16 protein-coding genes are annotated in these 19139 nt (G+C 63.2%); 8 read left to right on the plus strand and 8 right to left on the minus strand.

Features of this window, described 5'->3' with window-relative positions; genetic code table 11:
• The first annotated feature begins 11 nt into the window (after positions 1–11).
• Positions 12–620, plus strand: a complete 609-nt coding sequence (locus P9255_RS18090; protein WP_309763870.1) for a TetR/AcrR family transcriptional regulator — start codon at positions 12–14, stop codon at positions 618–620.
• Between the two features lie 200 nt (positions 621–820).
• A complete protein-coding gene (locus P9255_RS18095) occupies positions 821–1489 on the plus strand; it encodes a GNAT family N-acetyltransferase (RefSeq protein WP_309763869.1) in 669 nt (222 codons plus the stop codon).
• A gap of 78 nt (positions 1490–1567) precedes the next feature.
• On the opposite strand, the gene P9255_RS18100 is transcribed toward P9255_RS18095, so the two are convergent.
• Positions 1568–2071: an Lrp/AsnC family transcriptional regulator gene (locus P9255_RS18100; RefSeq protein WP_309763868.1), complete on the minus strand. Its 504-nt coding sequence runs from the start codon at positions 2069–2071 to the stop codon at positions 1568–1570.
• Between the two features lie 142 nt (positions 2072–2213).
• Between P9255_RS18100 and hppD the strand changes: the two genes are divergently transcribed.
• Positions 2214–3317 (plus strand): 4-hydroxyphenylpyruvate dioxygenase, encoded by a 1104-nt coding sequence (gene hppD, locus P9255_RS18105; protein ID WP_309790195.1) that lies wholly within the window; start codon positions 2214–2216, stop codon positions 3315–3317.
• Between the two features lie 92 nt (positions 3318–3409).
• Here hppD and P9255_RS18110 read toward each other — a convergent pair whose 3' ends face one another.
• Positions 3410–3613: a hypothetical protein gene (locus P9255_RS18110; protein WP_309763866.1), complete on the minus strand. Its 204-nt coding sequence runs from the start codon at positions 3611–3613 to the stop codon at positions 3410–3412.
• 272 nt (positions 3614–3885) lie between these two features.
• Between P9255_RS18110 and P9255_RS18115 the strand changes: the two genes are divergently transcribed.
• Positions 3886–7458 carry an indolepyruvate ferredoxin oxidoreductase family protein gene (locus tag P9255_RS18115; protein WP_309790196.1) on the plus strand — a complete coding sequence of 1191 codons (3573 nt, stop codon included), beginning with the start codon at positions 3886–3888 and terminating at the stop codon, positions 7456–7458.
• Between the two features lie 62 nt (positions 7459–7520).
• Here P9255_RS18115 and P9255_RS18120 read toward each other — a convergent pair whose 3' ends face one another.
• From P9255_RS18120 to P9255_RS18130, 3 genes are all read right to left on the minus strand, one after another.
• Positions 7521–7697: a hypothetical protein gene (locus P9255_RS18120; RefSeq protein WP_309763864.1), complete on the minus strand. Its 177-nt coding sequence runs from the start codon at positions 7695–7697 to the stop codon at positions 7521–7523.
• A 322-nt stretch (positions 7698–8019) separates the two neighbouring features.
• Complete coding sequence (locus tag P9255_RS18125; RefSeq protein ID WP_309763863.1) at positions 8020–10299, minus strand: NADP-dependent malic enzyme; 2280 nt, start codon at positions 10297–10299, stop codon at positions 8020–8022.
• Positions 10300–10558: 259 nt separating this feature from the next.
• Positions 10559–13372, minus strand: coding sequence for an autotransporter outer membrane beta-barrel domain-containing protein (locus P9255_RS18130; RefSeq protein WP_309790197.1), 2814 nt, complete (start codon positions 13370–13372; stop codon positions 10559–10561).
• Between the two features lie 387 nt (positions 13373–13759).
• On the opposite strand from P9255_RS18130, the gene P9255_RS18135 reads away from it, so the two are divergent.
• The gene (locus P9255_RS18135) at positions 13760–14446 is read left to right on the plus strand and encodes an orotate phosphoribosyltransferase (RefSeq protein WP_309763861.1); all 687 of its coding nucleotides are present in this window, start codon (positions 13760–13762) and stop codon (positions 14444–14446) included.
• An 83-nt stretch (positions 14447–14529) separates the two neighbouring features.
• Here P9255_RS18135 and P9255_RS18140 read toward each other — a convergent pair whose 3' ends face one another.
• A complete protein-coding gene (locus tag P9255_RS18140; protein WP_309790198.1) occupies positions 14530–15243 on the minus strand; it encodes a response regulator in 714 nt (237 codons plus the stop codon).
• Between the two features lie 301 nt (positions 15244–15544).
• Here P9255_RS18140 and P9255_RS18145 point away from each other — a divergent pair, with 301 nt between their 5' ends.
• The 3 genes from P9255_RS18145 to argC all read left to right on the plus strand — a co-directional run bounded on the left by P9255_RS18145 (position 15545) and on the right by argC (position 17926).
• On the plus strand, positions 15545–16114 hold the full coding sequence (locus tag P9255_RS18145) for a YbhB/YbcL family Raf kinase inhibitor-like protein (protein ID WP_404980369.1): 570 nt from the start codon (positions 15545–15547) through the stop codon (positions 16112–16114).
• Positions 16115–16276: 162 nt separating this feature from the next.
• Positions 16277–16843 carry a flavodoxin family protein gene (locus P9255_RS18150; protein WP_309763858.1) on the plus strand — a complete coding sequence of 189 codons (567 nt, stop codon included), beginning with the start codon at positions 16277–16279 and terminating at the stop codon, positions 16841–16843.
• A gap of 129 nt (positions 16844–16972) precedes the next feature.
• A complete protein-coding gene (argC, locus tag P9255_RS18155) occupies positions 16973–17926 on the plus strand; it encodes an N-acetyl-gamma-glutamyl-phosphate reductase (protein ID WP_309790200.1) in 954 nt (317 codons plus the stop codon).
• Positions 17927–18106: 180 nt separating this feature from the next.
• On the opposite strand, the gene P9255_RS18160 is transcribed toward argC, so the two are convergent.
• On the minus strand, positions 18107–18472 hold the full coding sequence (locus P9255_RS18160) for a response regulator (RefSeq protein WP_309763856.1): 366 nt from the start codon (positions 18470–18472) through the stop codon (positions 18107–18109).
• A 7-nt stretch (positions 18473–18479) separates the two neighbouring features.
• Positions 18480–18923, minus strand: a complete 444-nt coding sequence (locus P9255_RS18165) for a hypothetical protein (protein WP_404980370.1) — start codon at positions 18921–18923, stop codon at positions 18480–18482.
• Between the last annotated feature and the right edge of the window lie 216 nt (positions 18924–19139).

A 19139-nucleotide genomic window follows, 5' to 3' on the forward strand; every position in this document is an offset into this window, starting at 1 on the left:
ACGTCCGATCAATGGCCCGTACGAAAGCGCCTGACCACGAAACACAACGCGAGCAGATTCTCGAACTGGCCGCCGCCAAATTCGCGCAGACGAGCTACCCGAGCACGTCGATGGCGGATCTGGCCGCCGCGAGCGGCACGTCGAAAGCGCGGCTTTATCACTATTACGAGAGCAAGGAAGCGATCCTCTTCGATCTTCTCGACCGCTACACGAAGCGGCTGATGCTGATCATCGCGGAGGTGGAAGGCGCGAGCGAGCGACGCGGCCTCGACGAGCGCCAGGCCTTCGCCGAACTGCTGCGCGCGTTCCTCGCGGAGTATGAGACGTCGCACAGCCGGCACGTCGCGCTTCTAAACGACGTCAAATATCTTGAAGAGGCGCAGCGCGAGATCGTGCTCGGCCGTCAGCGCGATATCGTCGCGGCGTTCGCGCGCCAACTCGCGCGCGCGTACCCGCACCGCGTGACGAAGGACAATCAGACCGCGCTCACGATGATGGTCTTCGGCATGATCAACTGGACGTTCACGTGGCTCAAGCCGGGCGGCAAGCTGGGCTACGGCGAGTTCGCGGAGGAGGTCGTCGGGATGATCGAGCACGGGCTTGCCGACGCGGACCGTTGAGCTTGCTGCGGTGCGACAACGCGGCCTGCGGTACGCAGCCAATCACGTAACCGACTGAATTCGCTCGATATTGTCGCGATCACACAACTATTTAGAACTCCCGCTCCACGGTTTTTAAGGGTTTTCCCGTATCGAATTCTCCCGAACCGGATAGAATGCGTTTTGCTATGCAGCATTCGTACGAACGACAGGAGAACATCGTGGAACTGACCTACAACCGCAACGCCGAGCAGATCGTCGCTAGCGACCGTCCGCTGCCGGACGCCGCGCGTATGCCAGTTCTCGTGCGCGAACTGTCTTCGGCAGACCGCGAGCGTCTCCTCACGCACTTTCTTGCGCTCGACGAAGACGACCGTCTGCTGCGGTTCGGCCAGATCGTGCCGGATCACGTCATCGAGAATTACGTTCGCAATCTGAACTTCACGAACGACACGGTTTTCGGCGTGTTCGGCGCCTCGCTGGAACTGGTCGGCGTCGGCCACCTGGCCTATCTGCCTGCCGACGGCGACAAGCGCACCGCCGAATTCGGCGTATCGGTGCTCGAAAGCGCGCGCGGGCGCGGCATCGGCACGAAGCTGTTCGAACGCGCCGCCATGCGCAGCCGCAATACGCACGTGTCGGAGTTGTACATGCATTGTCTTTCGCGCAACAAGACGATGATGCATATCGCGCGCAAGTCGGGCATGAAGATCGAGTACGCATACGGCGAAGCGGACGCGTATCTCTCGCTTCAACCGGCCGATCAGACGAGCATCATGGCCGAAATGCTTCAGGAGCAAGCCGCCGTGTTCGACTACGCGATCAAGCGCCAGGCGCATCGCGCATCGCAAGTTTTCAAGGCGTTCATGCCGACGGCCGACGCGGCCTGATTCTTTAGGACAGGGCGGGGCGCGCTGCGAGCGGGACCACACCAGGGCGGCCGAGACCGCCCTTTCTTTTTGTTCAGGCTAACGCAGCGGCAGCACCGTCGTTTCCTTGATGCGCTCGAGCGAAAAGCTCGAACGAACGTCGATTACCGACGGATGGTGCAGCAACTGATCCTCCACGAAGCGCGAAAAGTGCTCCATGTCGCGCACCTGCACGCGCAGCAGGAAGTCCATTTCGCCGGTCATCGCGTCGCAGGCGACCACTTCGGGCCATGAGCGCACCGCTTCACGAAACAGATCGCCGTGCGTCGGCGGTTTCGGCGTGCCGGCGGCGACCGGCATTCCGCCGCGCTTTTCCAGCCGCACGTTGACATATGCCAGAAGCCCTAGCCCGAGCTTTTTGGCGTCGAGCAGCGCAACATAGCCACGAATCACGCCCGTTTCCTCCAGCCGCCGAATGCGCCGCAAGCACGGACTGGGTGACAGGCTCACGCGATCCGCGATTTCCTGGTTCGATAGCCGCCCGTTCTCCTGCAGAATCGCGAGAATCTTGCGGTCGATTGCGTCGATTTCAGGTTCGGCCATGATCTGTCTCCCGTTCGCGTTCTGTTGGCAGCTTGTTGCGCAATACTAGAAAGCGGCGATTTGTTTCGCAAACTTTTGGCGCGCGACGCTCGCTAAACTTGTCTCCACGTCGCGCAACGCCGCGCAGATCAGGAGACACGCAATGACCGCATCGAACTGGGAGAATCCCGTCGGCACCGACGGCTTCGAATTCATCGAGTACACCGCGCCCGATCCCGTCGCCCTCGGGCGATTGTTCGAGCAGATGGGCTTTACCGCCATTGCAAAGCATCGGCACAAGAACGTGACGCTGTATCGGCAAGGCGATATCAACTTCATCATCAACGCGGAAGCCGATTCCTTCGCGCAGCGCTTCGCGCGCCTGCACGGTCCGTCAATTTGCGCGATTGCGTTTCGCGTCGCGGATGCCGGCAAGGCTTATCAACGCGCGCTCGAACTGGGCGCGTGGGGCTTCGACAACAAGACCGGCCCGATGGAACTGAACATTCCGGCGATCAAGGGCATCGGCGATTCGCTGATCTACTTCGTCGACCGCTGGCGCGGCAAGAACGGCGCGCAGCCGGGCAGCATTGGCGACATCAGCATTTACGATGTCGATTTCGAGCCGATTCCCGGCGCGGACCCGAATCCGGTCGGTCACGGGCTGACGTATATCGACCATCTGACGCATAACGTGCATCGCGGCCGGATGATCGAATGGGCCGAGTTCTACGAGCGTCTCTTCAACTTCCGCGAAGCGCGCTATTTCGACATCGAAGGCAAGGTGACCGCGGTGAAGTCCAAGGCGATGACCTCACCGTGCGGCAAGATCCGCATTCCGATCAACGAAGAAGGCTCCGAGAACGCCGGCCAGATTCAGGAATATCTCGACGCCTATCGCGGCGAAGGCATTCAGCACATCGCGCTGGGCACGAACAATATCTACGCCACCGTCGATGGCCTCCGCACGGCCGAAATCGCGCTGCTCGATACCATCGACACGTATTACGAACTCGTCGATCGCCGCGTGCCGAACCACGGCGAAAACGTCGCGGAGTTGCGCAAGCGCAAGATTCTGATCGACGGCGTGCGCGACGAAATCCTGCTGCAGATTTTCACGGAGAACCAGATCGGGCCGATCTTCTTCGAGATCATTCAGCGCAAGGGGAATCAGGGCTTCGGCGCGGGCAACTTCAAGGCGCTGTTCGAATCGATCGAACTGGACCAGATGCGGCGCGGTGTCCTGAAAGACACCAGCGCGAGCTAACAAGGGAGCGGACGCAAAAAAGGGACATGAAGCGCTCATGTCCCTTTTGCTTTTCGCGGCGGATTTCAGCCGAACCCGCCGCTGCGATGCGGTCAGTTCGCCGTATCGTCGTTGCTGCGTTCGGATTCGCGACGCTCGCCGGTGCGCGTCTGCGAAATTTGCGCGCGCGCCTGCACGACTTGCGGCGCGGACGTCGCTCCGAACGGCGAGTTTGCGCGGGCGCCGCCCATCGGGGCGCTGATCGCGAAAAAGGCCGCCGAGACCATCAGGAAACTCTGGATGTGGCGTTGCTTCATTTAATTTCTCCTTATGACTGCGTGTACGACTCCTGGCAAACCGCGCCAGGCGCCCGTTTAGACAGAGTTCGAAACGAGGGTTCCGCATTCGCGTCGCTTTTACACCTGTAACAAAGCGCAGCCTGCGCGCGGCGGGATAACGAACGGGTTTGTCCCACTGTCTGCCCGAGGCGTGCATCGGCACACTTGAAGTCCCGGCCAACGCGTCCACAAGAGGCGGCGGCCCGAAACATGCTTTGGTGATCCCAAACTCGGGTGGAGGAAGACACATAATGAACGCCCCGCTAGACGCAGAACAAAGAGCTTCGCTAGAAGCCGCGCTGAAATCCGTCACACTCGACGACAAATACACGCTCGAACGCGGCCGCGCTTATATGAGCGGCATCCAGGCGCTGGTGCGCCTGCCGATGCTCCAGCAAGAGCGCGACAAGGCCGCCGGTCTCAATACCGCCGGCTTCATCTCCGGTTATCGCGGTTCTCCCCTCGGTGGTCTCGATCAGTCGCTGTGGAAGGCGAAGAAGCATTTGGCCGCGCATCAGGTCGTATTTCAGCCGGGCGTGAACGAAGACCTGGCGGCGACGGCCGTCTGGGGCTCGCAGCAAGTCAACCTGTATCCGAGCGCACAGTACGACGGCGTCTTTTCGATGTGGTACGGCAAAGGCCCCGGCGTCGACCGCTCCGGCGATGTCTTCAAGCACGGCAATTCCGCCGGATCGTCGCAACATGGCGGCGTTCTCGTGCTCGCCGGCGATGACCACGCCGCGAAGTCATCGACGCTCGCGCACCAGTCCGAGCATCTTTTCAAGGCGTGCGGGTTGCCGGTGCTGTTTCCGTCGAACGTGCAGGAGTATCTCGACTTCGGTCTCCACGGCTGGGCGATGAGCCGCTATTCCGGCCTCTGGGTCGCGATGAAGTGCGTGACGGACGTGGTGGAATCGTCGGCGTCGGTGGATATCGACCCGCATCGCACGCAGATCGTGATTCCGACCGATTTCGCGATGCCCGACGGCGGCCTGAACATCCGCTGGCCCGATCCGCCGCTCGTGCAGGAAGCGCGTCTGCTCGATTACAAGTGGTATGCCGCGCTCGCCTATGTGCGGGCGAACAAGCTGGACCGCATCGAGATCGATTCGCCGCGGGCCCGCTTCGGCATCATGACGGCGGGCAAGGCGTACCTCGACGTGCGTCAGGCGCTCACCGACCTGGGCCTCGACGATGAAACCTGCGCGCAGATCGGCATTCGCCTGTACAAGGTCGGCTGCGTGTGGCCGCTCGAAGCGCAAGGCGCGCAGCAATTCGCGCGCGGTCTCGACGAAATTCTCGTCGTCGAAGAGAAGCGCCAGATTCTCGAATACGCGATCAAGGAAGAGTTGTACAACTGGCCCGATGCGCAGCGTCCGCGCGTTTTCGGCAAGTTCGACGAAAAGGACGGCGCGGGCGGCGAATGGTCGGTGCCGATGGGCAACTGGCTGTTGCCCGCGCATTACGAACTGTCGCCGGCGATCATCGCGAAGGCGATCGCAACGAGGCTCGACAAATTCGATCTCCCCGCCGATGTCCGCGCGCGTATCGCGGCGCGCATCGCGGTGATCGAAGCGAAGGAGAAGGCGCTCGCCCGGCCGCGTGTCGAGGCCGAGCGCAAGCCGTGGTTCTGCTCGGGTTGCCCGCACAACACGTCGACGAACGTGCCCGAGGGATCGCGTGCGATGGCGGGCATCGGCTGTCACTACATGACGGTCTGGATGGACCGTAACACGAGCACGTTCAGCCAGATGGGCGGCGAAGGCGTTGCGTGGGTCGGGCAGGCGCCGTTTTCCGGCGACAAGCACGTGTTCGCCAATCTCGGCGACGGTACGTACTTCCACTCCGGGCTGCTCGCCATTCGCGCGGCGATCGCGGCGAAGGTGAACATCACCTACAAGATTCTTTATAACGATGCCGTCGCGATGACGGGCGGCCAACCCGTCAACGGCGTGCTGACCGTGCCGCAGATCACGCATCAACTGGCTGCGGAAGGCGCGGCGAAGATCGTGATCGTGACCGATCAGCCCGAAAAGTACACGCCGGACGTCGGCATTGCGCCGGGCATCGAGGTGCATCATCGCGACAAGCTCGACGACATTCAGCGCCAGTTGCGCGAGATCGCCGGCACGTCGATTCTGATCTACGACCAGACGTGCGCTACGGAGAAGCGTCGCCGCCGCAAGCGCGGTGCGTTTCCCGATCCGGCGAAACGTGTCGTGATCAACGAGGCGGTGTGCGAAGGCTGCGGCGATTGCTCCGTGAAGTCGAATTGCCTTTCCGTCGAGCCGCTGGATACCGAGTACGGTACGAAGCGCCAGATCAATCAGTTGACGTGCAATAAGGACTACTCGTGCCTCAACGGCTTCTGCCCGAGCTTCGTGACGGTCGAAGGCGGCCAGCTGAAGAAGCCGAAGGCGACGAGCGTCGCCGGCGAAGCGATGCCGCCTGTTCCCACGCCTGACCTGCCTTCCATCGGCCGGCCGTACGGCGTGCTTGTGACGGGCGTCGGCGGCACGGGCGTCGTGACCATCGGCGCGCTGCTCGGCATGGCGGCGCATCTGGAACAGAAGGGCGTGACGGTGCTCGATGTCACCGGCCTCGCGCAAAAGGGCGGCGCCGTGATGAGCCACGTGCAGATTGCGAACAGCCCCGCCGATATCCACGCGACGCGCATCGCGATGGGCGAGGCGGATCTCGTCATCGGCTGCGACGCCCTCGTGACCGCGAGCGACGAATGCGGCTCGCGGATGCAGCCGGGGCATACGCGCGTCGTCGTCAATAGTGCGCAGACGCCGACTGCCGCGTTCATCAAGGACCCGAACTGGCGTTTTCCGGGCGCGAGTGCGGAAGCCGATATCCGCGCGGCGGCTGGCGAGCATGTCGCGCTCGTCGATGCGAACCGTTTCGCCGTTGCGCTCATGGGCGACGCGATCTACACGAATCCGTTCGTGCTCGGGTACGCGTGGCAGAAGGGATGGTTGCCGCTGCTGCATGAATCGCTGGTGCGGGCGATCGAGTTGAACGCGGTGCAGGTCGAGAAGAATCTGGCCGCGTTCGAGTGGGGACGGCGCGCGGCCCATGATCTGGCGGCCGTGACGCGGCTGGCTCATGGATCGCCCGATGCGTCGCCGGCGAAGATCATCGCGCTGCACACGCCGAAGGCGCTCGATTCGCTGATCGACAAGCGGCTCGATTACCTGGCGAAGTATCAGAACGCCGCGTACGCCGCGCGTTATGGAAGGCTCGTTGCGGACGTGCGTGCGGCCGAGGCGGCGCTGGGCGTCGGCGATTTCCTGCTCACCGAAGCTGTCGCGAGGAATCTGCACAAGCTGATGGCTTACAAGGACGAGTACGAAGTCGCGCGGTTATATGCCGATCCGGCTTTTATCGAGAAGGTTCGCGGGAGCTTCGAAGGCGACTGGAAGATCAAGTTTCATCTCGCGCCGCCTTCGTTTTCCAGGAAGGACGCGCACGGGCGGCTGGTCAAAAAGCAGTACGGCCCGTGGATGATGCCCGCGATGCGTTTTCTCGCTCGCCTCAAGTTCTTGCGCGGGACGGGGCTGGACCCGTTCGGGCGCACGGAAGAACGGAAGATGGAGCGGGCGTTGATTGCGGAATACGAGGCGCTCGTTCGCGAACTGATCACCGGATTGTCGATGCAGAAGCTGCCACTGGCGATCGAACTCGCCAGTCTTCCCGATTCGATGCGCGGGTACGGGCACATCAAGGAGAACAACGTCAAGGCGGCGAAGGTCAAGTGGGAGAAGCTGCTGGCGCAGTGGCGGGATCGGGAAGGCGGGGCGAAGCGGCAGGTGGCGTGAGCGCTCTTCACTTCCCCCGAGAGGCGGTTCGCGTGCGAACCGCCTTCTTCTTGCAGTTCACGTCAAAGCATTGACCCTCCGGTCCTGCGATACCTCGCGGCGATAAAGCGCTCTGCTTCTTCTGGCGTGACGGACTCGAACAGCGCGGCGAAGTGTGCATAAAGCAAGGGCGTGCCTTCGCGATGAATCAGCTTCACCACCAGTCGAAAGAGCGTGCCGACAGGATATTGCTGTCGCATGCTCCGACTGCATTCGACGCGCAATGCGGTACTGAGTCCTTGCCCCGCCAGCGGACGCACGCGAATCGCCGCCGCCGATGCTTCGCCGGTTGCTCGAAACGTTTCTACGATGATCTCCATGCTGCCGACGAGAAGCTAAGCAGACCGTATTACATCACGGCCAGGCCGCCCGACTTTCACCGGACAGGCTAAAGCGACAGCAGATTTTCGCAACCGGGCCGCTATTCGACACGGTTCTCAAGATTGCGTCCTTGCTAGGCCAATAACGAAAACGGCGACCCGGTCCCCCGGATCGCCGTCATCAACGCAGCGAAACTACCGCTTACTTAGCCTTATTCACGCTCGCATTAGCGCTCGCCACCGCCGTCATATTGATGATCCGCCGCACGGTAGCCGCAGGCGTCAGAATATGCACCGGTTTGGAAGCACCCAGCAAGAAGGGTCCGACGGTGACGCCTTCCCCGCTCACCATCTTGAGCAGGTTGTACGTGATATTCGCCGCCTCGACGTTCGGCATGATCAGCAAATTCGCCTCACCGTGCAGCGTCGTCCCCGGGAACGCGGACTTACGCACGGTCTCCGACAAAGCCGCATCGCCGTGCATCTCGCCATCCACTTCGAGATCGGGCGCACGCTCCGCAAGCAGCTTGCGCGCTTCCGCCATCCGCTTGCTCGACGCGCTCGGCACGCTGCCGAAGTTCGAATTCGACACCAGCGCCACCTTCGGCTGAATCCCGAACCGCTCGATCTCACGCGCAGCGAGAATCGTCATGTCGGCGAGTTGCTCGGGTGTCGGCGTCTCGTTGACGTACGTATCGCTGATGAACAGATTGCGCCCCTGCAGCATCAGCAGATTCATCGCCGCGAAGTTATTTGCGCCTTCCGCCTTGCCGAGCACCTGCTCGACGAATTTCAGGTGATCCTGATACGTATCGATCAGCCCGCAGATCATGCCGTCGGCATCGCCGGTATGAATCAGGATCGCGCCGATCAGCGTGTTGAACTTGCGCAGCGCGGCCTTCGCGCTTTCCGGCGTCACGCCCTCGCGCGCGGCGATCTCGTGATACGCCTGCCAGCTCTTCTGATAGCGCGGATCGTCTTCCGGGTTCACGATCTCGAAGTCGACGCCCGGCTTCAGCTTCGAACCCATCTTTTGCAGACGCATCTCGACCACCGCCGGACGGCCGATGATGATCGGCTTCGCAATCTTCTCCAGCAGCACGAATTGCGCGGCGCGCAGCACGCGCTCATCTTCGCCTTCCGCGAACGCGATGCGCGCAGGCGCCGCCTTCGCCGCCGCGAACACCGGACGCATCACCATGCCCGTGCGATACACCGTCGCGCCGAGCGTCTCGCGATACGCATCCATGTCCTGAATCGGACGCGTCGCGACACCGGAATCCATCGCGGCCTGCGCGACAGCCGGCGCAATCTTGATGATGAGACGCGGATCGAACGGCTTCGGAATCAGATACTCCGGACCGAATTCCAGCGAATGGCCTTCGTACGCTTTGGCGACTTCATCGCCCTGATCGGTTTCTTCGGCGAGTTCCGCGATCGCGCGCACGCATGCGAGCTTCATTTCTTCCGTGATGGTCGTCGCGCCGACATCCAGCGCGCCGCGGAAGATGAACGGGAAGCACAGCACGTTGTTGACCTGGTTCGGATAGTCCGAACGGCCCGTCGCGATGATGCAGTCGGGCCGCACCTTCTTCGCTTCTTCCGGACGAATTTCCGGCTCCGGATTCGCCAGCGCGAGAATCAGCGGCTTGTCGGCCATCGTCGCGACCATCTCCGGCTTGAGCACGCCGGCGCTCGAACAGCCGAGGAACACGTCGCAGCCGTGCATCGCATCGCCGAGCGTCCGTGCGTCGGTGCTCGCCTGATAGCGCTCCTTCGAAGCATCGAGATTGCCGCGGCCTTCATAGATCACGCCCTTCGAATCGGCGACGAGCGTGTTCGACTTCTTCAGGCCCAGATGCACGAGCAGGTCCAGACATGCGATCGCTGCCGCACCCGCGCCGGAGCAAACGAGCTTCACTTCATCGAGCTTCTTGCCGACCACCTTCAGGCCGTTGAGAATCGCGGCCGATGCGATGATCGCCGTACCGTGCTGATCGTCATGGAAGACCGGAATCTTCATGCGTTCGCGCAGCTTCTTTTCGATATAGAAGCATTCCGGCGCCTTGATGTCCTCGAGGTTGATGCCGCCGAGCGTCGGCTCGAGCATTGCGATCGCATCGACGAGCTTGTCCGGGTCCGTTTCGTCCAACTCGATATCGAACACGTCGATGCCCGCGAACTTCTTGAACAGACACCCCTTGCCTTCCATTACCGGCTTGGCCGCGAGCGGACCGATGTTGCCGAGGCCCAGCACGGCCGTGCCGTTCGTCACGACACCGACGAGGTTCGCGCGCGACGTGTACTTCTGCGCGTCGAGCGGTTCATCGAAGATGGCCATGCAGGCGGCTGCCACGCCCGGCGAATACGCCAGCGACAAGTCGAGTTGATTCGACAGCGGTTTGGTCGGCGTGACCGAAATCTTGCCGGGGCGGGGATTCTGGTGATACGCGAGAGCGCTTTGCTTCAGTTGTTCGTCCATGATTGACCTGATTATCCTGAGACGTTTGGGAATTTATTTGGACAGGGTTCACAGCCTGCGACCGCTCGAACAATGAGTGGGGGTGTGAATCGATGGACCCATGTTTTCAGTCGCCCGGCATGTCGGATAGACACGGCGTCGCGCCCGCAGGGGTGATGCGGGCGGACGAAGGCTCGATATTTTTTGGACGTTCAGTGTACACCGCGCCTTTGAAATGACGCGAAGCAGCATTGCAGGCTGCGTTCGTCGGCGTGACGGATCACCAGATGTAGCGCGCGTTGAACCGCACGCCGTATTGCGAATAGGCCTGTGCGCCCCACTGGCCGGAAATGTCGCCCCAGGCCGACCAGCGCCTGGCGAATGCGGCGTTCAGCCCAAGCCGCACTTCGTAGCGGTTGGTCGGAAACATCTGCGGCAAGGAGACATCGCTGAATGCGATGACGAGGTTCGACTGGTCGTGCCACCAGTTGAACGCGGCGTAAGGAGCGAAGCGCCGGCCGCCGCCCGCGTCGATTTCACGCGATAGCCGCACGCCCACGCGCGTGATGATGTTGCTCGACGCGCCCTTCGTGAGCTCGGTGCCGTTCGGCTCCGTCACGTCGATACCGAGTTGCCGCAGCCAGACCGCCTGCACCTGCGGCTCGATCCGCCACGACACGCCGAGCGGAAACGCCCAGCCCGTCTCGACCGATGCCGCCCACGCCTTCGTGTGATACCCGACGTCCGGCAGGTCGTCGCCGCGCACGTGCTTGTCCATCCATCCGAATTGCAGCCAGCTATCGACGTACGGTCCGAGACGCGATCGTGCGTTTGCGAACCACGTCGCATACATGCCGACGCTGTAGCCGTTGACGGTGCCCGCCGCGTGCTCGTCGCTGTCGGCAGCGGATCCATCGCTGTGGACGTAGCCGTAGCCGGCCATCGCGCCGAACAGCAGGCGATCGTCATCGCTCATAAGGCGGCGGTGCACGAGGTCGCTGCCGCCCTGAAGCAGCACGCTGCGTATTCGCGCGCTGTATTCGTCGCCGGATGCAGCACTGTTGGTCGAACGCCCGACGAGGCGCAGCCATGCGTCGCGACCGGCTTCGTCGGAGGCCGCTGCGGGATCGGCGGGAAGCGAATTCAGGCGATCGTGGAGGCTGTGAAGGAACATCATTCTCGCGGCAGTGGCGTTCGCGAGGTAGGCCGCTACTTCCGGGCGATATTGCGGCGTGGGCGTCGGCGTCGGACCGGGCGCAGGTTCAGGCGACGGCGACGGCGACGGCGATGGCGATGGCGTCGGACCGGGCGAAGGCGCCGGCGGCAGCGGCGGCTTGGGCGGTCGCTGCGAGCGCAAGTACCAGTTGCCATCGCCGGGAGCGGTGAGGCTTCCCCGATACAGGCGATATTCATACGGCCCCGCCACCGCCCGCCCGCTCAATCTGAACGCGGTCTCGGGCGCGATGCCGCCGTTAATCGCTTCGATGACGCGAATGCCGTCGAACGTGAGCGCGCCGCGTCCCCCCGCGTTCGCGATGCGCACGCCGGTGGTGCCCGTTGCCGCGCCGCCGTCGATGACGAGCCGATCCGACGCCGAACGATCGCCGCCGAGCGCAGTGTTCAGCACGAGCGTCGCTGCGTCGCCGTGAAATTGGCGCGCCGTCAGGCTGTGGAACGCGCCATCCGGGACCCGTGCGAAGCCTGCGACGCTGCCCGCGCTGTTCAGGCTCGTGAGCGTGGAATCGCCGGTGATCCACCACGTCGCGCCGTCGACGAGCGTCACGCGGACGGTCGCGCCAGCCGACGCCGGCCCGCGCATCGCCGACGCGCCGTAGAGCGTCGCGCCGCTCGCAGTAAGCTCGAGATCGCTCGACCGCGCGATGCTGTCCACCGCCAGCAACGCCGGACCCGATGCGCCACCGCCCGCAACCAGCACGCGCGCCGATCCGTCCTGCACGGCGATTGCCGCGCCCTGGCTGCTCGCGAGCGTCGTGCCGGCGAACTCCGCGCGCATCGGAGCGGATGGCGTACCGCCCGTCACCCTCAACGCGTCCGCCGCCGCGCCGAGCGCCCGCACCGCCGCGTTGCGCATGACGATGCCGCCGCCGTCGCGCAACACGATCCCATGCGCGGACGCGCCTTGCGTCGTCACTTGCGCGCGCTCGGCGGTGATCCGCGAATCCGCGCCGCTCGCCACGAGCGCATGCGCCCCAGCGCCGGATGTCGTTATCGCACCGGCGTTCAACGTGAGCGTGCCCGAGCCGGTCGCGTCTGCGCCGATTGCGGCATCGCCGAGCGTGGTCACGGTGGTGCCGGCTGCATCGATCGACGCGCCCGCGACCGTCGCGGCGAGCCCCGGCGACGCGCCGCCTTCGGTGCGCACATCGACGTTGCGCAGCACCATCGAACCGGGCGATTCGACGAGCGCGCCGGGCGAGCCGGTCCCCGTCGTACGCACCGATGTGCGGCCGCCGCCCGCATCGACGACGATGCTCGACCCGTCCGAAGACTGCCCGAGCCCCGGGGCGTCGTCGCCCGCTGTCGTTACCGAACTCGTGCCCAGCAGGCTGATCGATCCGGTCGCGACGATCAGCCCGCCCGCCTGCGGCCCGTACGTGACGATGGTCGAATCGCGGAGCGTCATCGTTCCGCCGAAATCGACGAACGCGGCATGGGAGCGCTCGCCGTAGGTCGTCAGGCTGACGCGTCCGGCGATGCTCCCGTCGCCGAACACGTGCGCGCCGTTGGAATGCGCGCCGCGTGTCGTCACGGAGGAGCCGCTATCGCCGAAGTCGATGCGGCCGCCGCTTTCGACATAGCCGCCGGTCGATTCGTCGCCGGATGAGCGAAGCGTGACGGGCGCGGTGACGGTGATCGATCCGCTATTCGCGGCATGCAGGACGGCCGCGTAGGCCGCCGCGCCCGTATCGAATGTGCCGCCGGGGACGATTGCGTCGCAGCCGCTCGCCGTATAGGACGTTGCCGAAGGTGATGGGGGCGCACACGTCGCGGCTTGCCCGCCGGACGCATGAGTCACTGCAAGCCACAGCACGACGATCAGCGCGCCGACGTTGTCCGCCTTGTCACGCACCATGCGAATTCCCTTGAACAAAGGCATGCCGTACAGCGACGCGCACCCCAAGGATGAATCACCGCTTGCCTTAAACGTCGTCTGCAGCGGTGTCAGATCAGTCTAGGAGCCAGCGCGCCGCCCCGCCGCTGCGACTTTGGCAAATACCGGCCAGAAAGCGCGAAACACCGGCCGCGGCTCGCTCCGGCGCGCCGCCTCGGGTAAAATCGCGGGTTAGCCGTGCGTGGGACAGTGGGCGCTGGAGGCGTCGAAAGTCCCGTCGACACGCGCGCAGGGACAGGTGGAACAGCCCTTCGAAAGACGGCTCGTTTCGCGTCCCGCCCAAAACGCCCGGGCCCTCGCGCCGCCTTCTCGCTTCTCGAAGCGCCACACCAGTTCAAGGATTCGCCCATGACAGGCTTCGATCGCCAGACGATCTCCGACACCACCGCCAAGATGCTGCTCGAAGTGCAGGCGGTGCATTTCAACGCGGAAAAACCGTTCATCTTCACGTCCGGCTGGGCGAGCCCGGTTTATATCGACTGCCGCAAGCTGATCTCGTATCCGCGCGTGCGCCGCGGCCTGATGGAAATGGCGGAAGCCACCATCCTGCGCGATGTCGGCTACGAACAGATCGATGCCGTCGCGGGTGGCGAGACCGCCGGTATTCCGTTCGCCGCGTGGATCGCCGATCGCCTGATGGTGCCGATGCAGTACGTGCGCAAGAAGCCGAAGGGCTTCGGCCGCAATGCGCAGATCGAAGGCCTGCTCACCGAAGGCCAGCGCGTGCTGCTCGTCGAAGACCTGACCACCGACAGCCGCAGCAAGATCAACTTCATCAACGCGCTGCGCACGGCCGGCGCAACGGTGAACCACTGCTTCGTCTTGTTTCACTACAACATCTTCAAGGAAAGCGTGTCGGTGCTGAAGGACATCGATGTCGATCTGCACGCGCTCGCCACCTGGTGGGACGTATTGCGCGTCGCCAAGGAACAGGGCTATTTCGAAACCAGAACGCTCGATGAAGTCGAGAAATTCCTGCACGCGCCGGCTGAATGGTCGGCCGCGCACGGCGGCGCCACCGCAGCACCGCAATAAGGCGCTCGCTGTTTTTAATACATAAAAAAGAAAAGCCGCTGACTAAAATCAGCGGCTTTTTTCATTCGAGCGCTTATTAGCCGTTAAAGCGCGTTGGGATTGGGCATCGGAGAATCTTCAAGCGAGCCATCGCCTGAATATGCGGACAGATTCATTAACCCGTTACTCTGCGCATACTGAAAAAGCTCGGAATCGCGTTCGATGCCGAGCTTGCGCATCGCCGTGTTCTTTTGCGTGCTGATGGTCTTGATACTGCGACGCAACTGAGCCGCAATTTCAGTAATCGTCATGCCGGACACGAAGAGGCGCACCACTTCGAGCTCACGCTTAGACAGGATGACGCCGCGCTGTTGCCCCGTCACGCCGATGCCCATGCTGTCGAGCGCCGCCTTCACCGATGGCCCCAGATACTCCTGCCCGCGCATCACGTGCTGGATGGCCCAGCCGATGTGGTTCATGTCGTCGGCCTTGTTGATGATCGACATGACGCCGACTTCACGCAAACGTTTGAGCAAGGCCGGATTTTCGAGCATCGTCAGCACGACGAGCCGCACCTTCGGGAACTGGCGGCCGATATAGCCGAGCAGCGGCATGCCGTCGCCGTATGATCCGCCGGGCATGGCAAGGTCCGTCACCAGAACGTCGCAATGCGTTTTCTGGAGAAGCTGGACGAGTTCCGTCAACTGCCGGGCCTGCCCGACCACATCGACTTCCGGAAACTTGCTCAGTGCCTGCGTGGCGCCGAACAAAATGACCGGATGGTCGTCTGCGATGATGACCTGTATTCGCTGGCTCATTTATTCTTCCCCCATATCCGGTTGATTGACTGCCACGCGAATCGATGTCAAATAGCTCATATTTTGACCAACAGAGTCTGGTGTCATGACCGCCTTCAGGAGCGCCATACAGAACGCCGCTGAATTTGCGCTATAGGTTGAATCCCAAGGATCAACCTTTTAATGCTTTGTTGCAATGTTAAACTGCATCTTCGTATGAAGCGCATCACTGAGACAAAAAACATCGTTGCAGTCGGCGAAACGCTGCTATACGCGCGGAAGCGACTGCCTGGAGTCAGCCATGCGCGTCGCATGTCGGATCATGCGTTGGAGAAACGCTGCTGTATTTGCCTCGAGTGCCATCAGTTTCGTCACTTTTTTGTTCCATGCGCGCGTCGTGGCTGCAGAGTCGGCGTTCACTGTTTCGAGCACGGATATCACGCCGGGCAAATCCGTCGGCCGGGAATTGCTTTTCAATGAGTCGGACTGCAAAGGCGGCAATCACTCCCCGCAGATCGCATGGCGCGGCGCGCCGCCGCAAACCCGCAGCTTCGCGATAACCATCTTCGACGTCGACGCTCCCGGACGCGGCTGGTGGCACTGGGCCGTCGCCGGCATTCCGGCGAACGTCACCCGTCTGCCGGCCAACGCGAGCGCGTCCGGCGCGCTGCGCAAGCTCGGCGCAGTCGAAGCGCGCAACGACTGGGACACAGAAGGCTATGGCGGCCCGTGTCCGCCGCCCGGCAAGGCGCACCGCTATGTCGTGACCGTGTACGCGCTGAGCAGCGACGAACTGCGGTTGCGCCAGGGCACGCCCGCGCTCATGTTCGAGCACGAAATCCGCACGATGGCCATCGCCAGCGCGCAGTTCACCTTCACCCTCAAGCGATAACCGAAAGGCCCGAGCGCTGAACGCCCGCGCGACTATTTCGCTTCCAGCGTGCGTTCGCGCCAGTATCGACGAATTTGTTCTTGCTAGACTGGCCGCGCGCATCGTGCCATTCGCGTTTCGATGCGCGCGCCGCTATCGGCGGACCGGCAGCCAGGAGGGGACATGTCGAACATCATCATCGTTTATCACAGCGGCTACGGTCACACGAAGAAGGTCGCAGAAGCCGTGCTGACCGGCGCAAGCGACGCCGGCGCGAACGCGAAATTGCTGGCTGTCGGCGAAATCGACGATGCCGCCTGGGCCGAACTCGACGCCGCCGACGCCATCGTCTTCGGCGCGCCGACCTACATGGGCGGGCCGTCCGCCGACTTCAAGAAGTTTGCCGACGCCAGCTCGAAACCGTGGTTCGCCCAGAAGTGGAAGGACAAGATCGCGGCCGGCTTCACCAATTCCGCGACGATGAACGGCGACAAGTTCTCGACGATCTCCTATCTGGTCACGCTCGCGATGCAGCACGGCATGATCTGGGCGGGCACCGGCATGATGCCGTCGAACACGAAGGCCGCGACGCGCAACGACCTGAACTTCGTTGGCGGTTTCACGGGACTGCTGGCGCAATCGCCCGCCGATGCATCGCCGGAAGAAGCGCCGCCCGCCGGCGATCTGGAAACGGCGAAGGCGTTCGGCGCGCGCATCGCCGCCGTCACGGCGCGCTGGTCCGGCCGGTAAGTTGCGCAACAGGACGCGGCCGCTTCGTCTTCGCTGCGCGGCGCGACATCAACCGGCCTCGGAAACGACTTAGAATGGCGTTTTTGCGGCAGGCGCGCGTGCGGTGTCGCCCGAACCAGTGAGATCGAGATGACCACGAAAGTATTTGTCGACGGACAGGAAGGCACCACCGGCCTGAAGATTTTTGAATATCTGTCGCAGCGCCGTGACATCGAAGTGTTGCGCATCGACGAAGCGAAACGGAAGGACGTCGCCGAGCGCGGCCGGCTCATCAACGCGTCGGACGTGACGTTCCTGTGCCTGCCCGATGCGGCGTCGCGCGAATCGGTTTCCCTGGTCGAGCCGGGCAACGACAGAACCTGCGTGATCGATGCCAGCACCGCCTTCCGCACCGCCGACGACTGGGCGTACGGCCTGCCCGAACTGTCGCGCGCCCAGCGCGAGCGGCTGCGCACGTCGAAGCGCATTGCGGTGCCGGGCTGCCATGCGTCGGCGTTCGTGTTGTCGGTACAGCCGCTGGTCGCGGGCGGACTGTTGCCGATCGACTTCGCCGCGCACGCGTACTCCATCACCGGCTACAGCGGCGGCGGCAAGAAGATGATCGCCGAATACGAAGCGGGCGGCGATGCGCGCCTCACGAGCCCGCGCGCCTATGCGCTCGGCCTGACGCACAAGCATCTGCCGGAGATGTCGGTGCGCACCGGCTTGCAGCGCGCGCCGATTTTCACGCCCATCGTCGGGCCGTTCCTGAAGGGTCTCGCGGTCACGACGTATTTTTCGCCCGACCAGCTCGCCCGGCCGGCCAAGCCGCAGGACGTGCGCGCGATGCTCGCCGAATACTACGCGAACGAGCCGTTCGTCCGCGTGATGCCGTTCGACGCCGAAAGCAATCTGGATAACGGCTTCTTCGACGTTCAGGCGTGCAATGACACCAATCGCGTCGATATCTTCGTGTTCGGCAACGACGAGCGCTTCGTCACGGTCGCGCGGCTGGACAATCTCGGAAAGGGCGCATCGGGCGCGGCGATCCAGTGCATGAATCTGGCCATCGGCGCGGACGAAGCCGCCGGCCTGCAGCGCTGACCACGTCGCTGTATCGGACCAGGAAGCCGACCTTGCGTCGGCTTTTTTCATGCGCAACGTGCGGACGACAGACGAAAAAAAGCCCGCCTGGGTTGGCGGGCTGAATCCATATCAGTGGAGACATGGAGGAGACAGGAACGACTATACCAAAATAAATGATGCGTCGCAACAATTCCCGCTTCATGGCTGCGTCATCGACAGGATGAACTGCAGTTGATCGGCAGAGATCGGCTTGACGAGATGAATGTCGAAACCTGCCTCCTGCGTCATCTCCCGATGCTGCGGCTGTCCCCAGCCCGTCAGCGCGACCAGCAGCATTGCCGCGCCGTTGGGCGTCTCGCGCAACGCACGCGCCGCAGCGAGGCCGTCAACGATGGGCATTCCGAGATCGAGAATCACCACTTCCGGCGCGAACTGAGCCGCCACTTTCACCGCCTGCGCGCCGTTGGCCGCCAGCGCCACGTCGTGTCCCATGCCGTTGAGCAGATGCGCGAGACCCGTCAACGCGTCGTCGTCGTCATCGGCTATCAGGATGCGTTTGCTCATGACCGCCTCACCGGGTTGCGTAGATTTCGAGCCTGAGTTTGTTCGCGCCCGCCTGCGACGCCGCGATTTCCGTACGCGATCCACGCGGCCCGATGACGAAATGCTGCCGCGCGGGCGAGTTCTGGTCGTGCGTCGCGTCGGGCAGACACGCTGCGATATCGGCGGCGACGCCTTGCAGCGCGTCGGCGCTCGAGCCGCCGTGCGGCGTCCACGTGCATCGATAGTTCATCTGCGATGCCGCGCATTGCGCGTCGTCGCCGTAAGAGAGCGCGACCGGACGGCCGTCGATCGCCGTCAGCGATGAAAACTTCGGCGATGCCGCCACGATGCGCTTCAACGCATCGCAGGGGCTTGGGGTATCGTCGGCGCGGGCGGCTGACGCGAACGGCAACGCGATCATCACGCCGCAACAAAACGCGGTGAGCGCGACGCTTCGTCTCCTTGTATGCATGGGCGTCTCCTGTCGATCGAGCGCGGCTCGCGTGTCGTGATTGCGGCGGCCTTCATCCCATGCAACGTGTCGCACAGGCCTTGCCGCGCGACAGTTGCGTTCTCGCTGTGCTGCCCGACCGCTACTATCGTCCTGGCGAGCCGTGCCCGTATGTTCGCAAGCGAATGAAGCGTTGCAATAGCAGCAAAGCCTGCTCCCGTTTATGCAGACCTTAGC

It is taken from the genome of Caballeronia sp. LZ019 (assembly GCF_031450825.1).
Classification (GTDB): Bacteria; Pseudomonadota; Gammaproteobacteria; order Burkholderiales; family Burkholderiaceae; genus Caballeronia.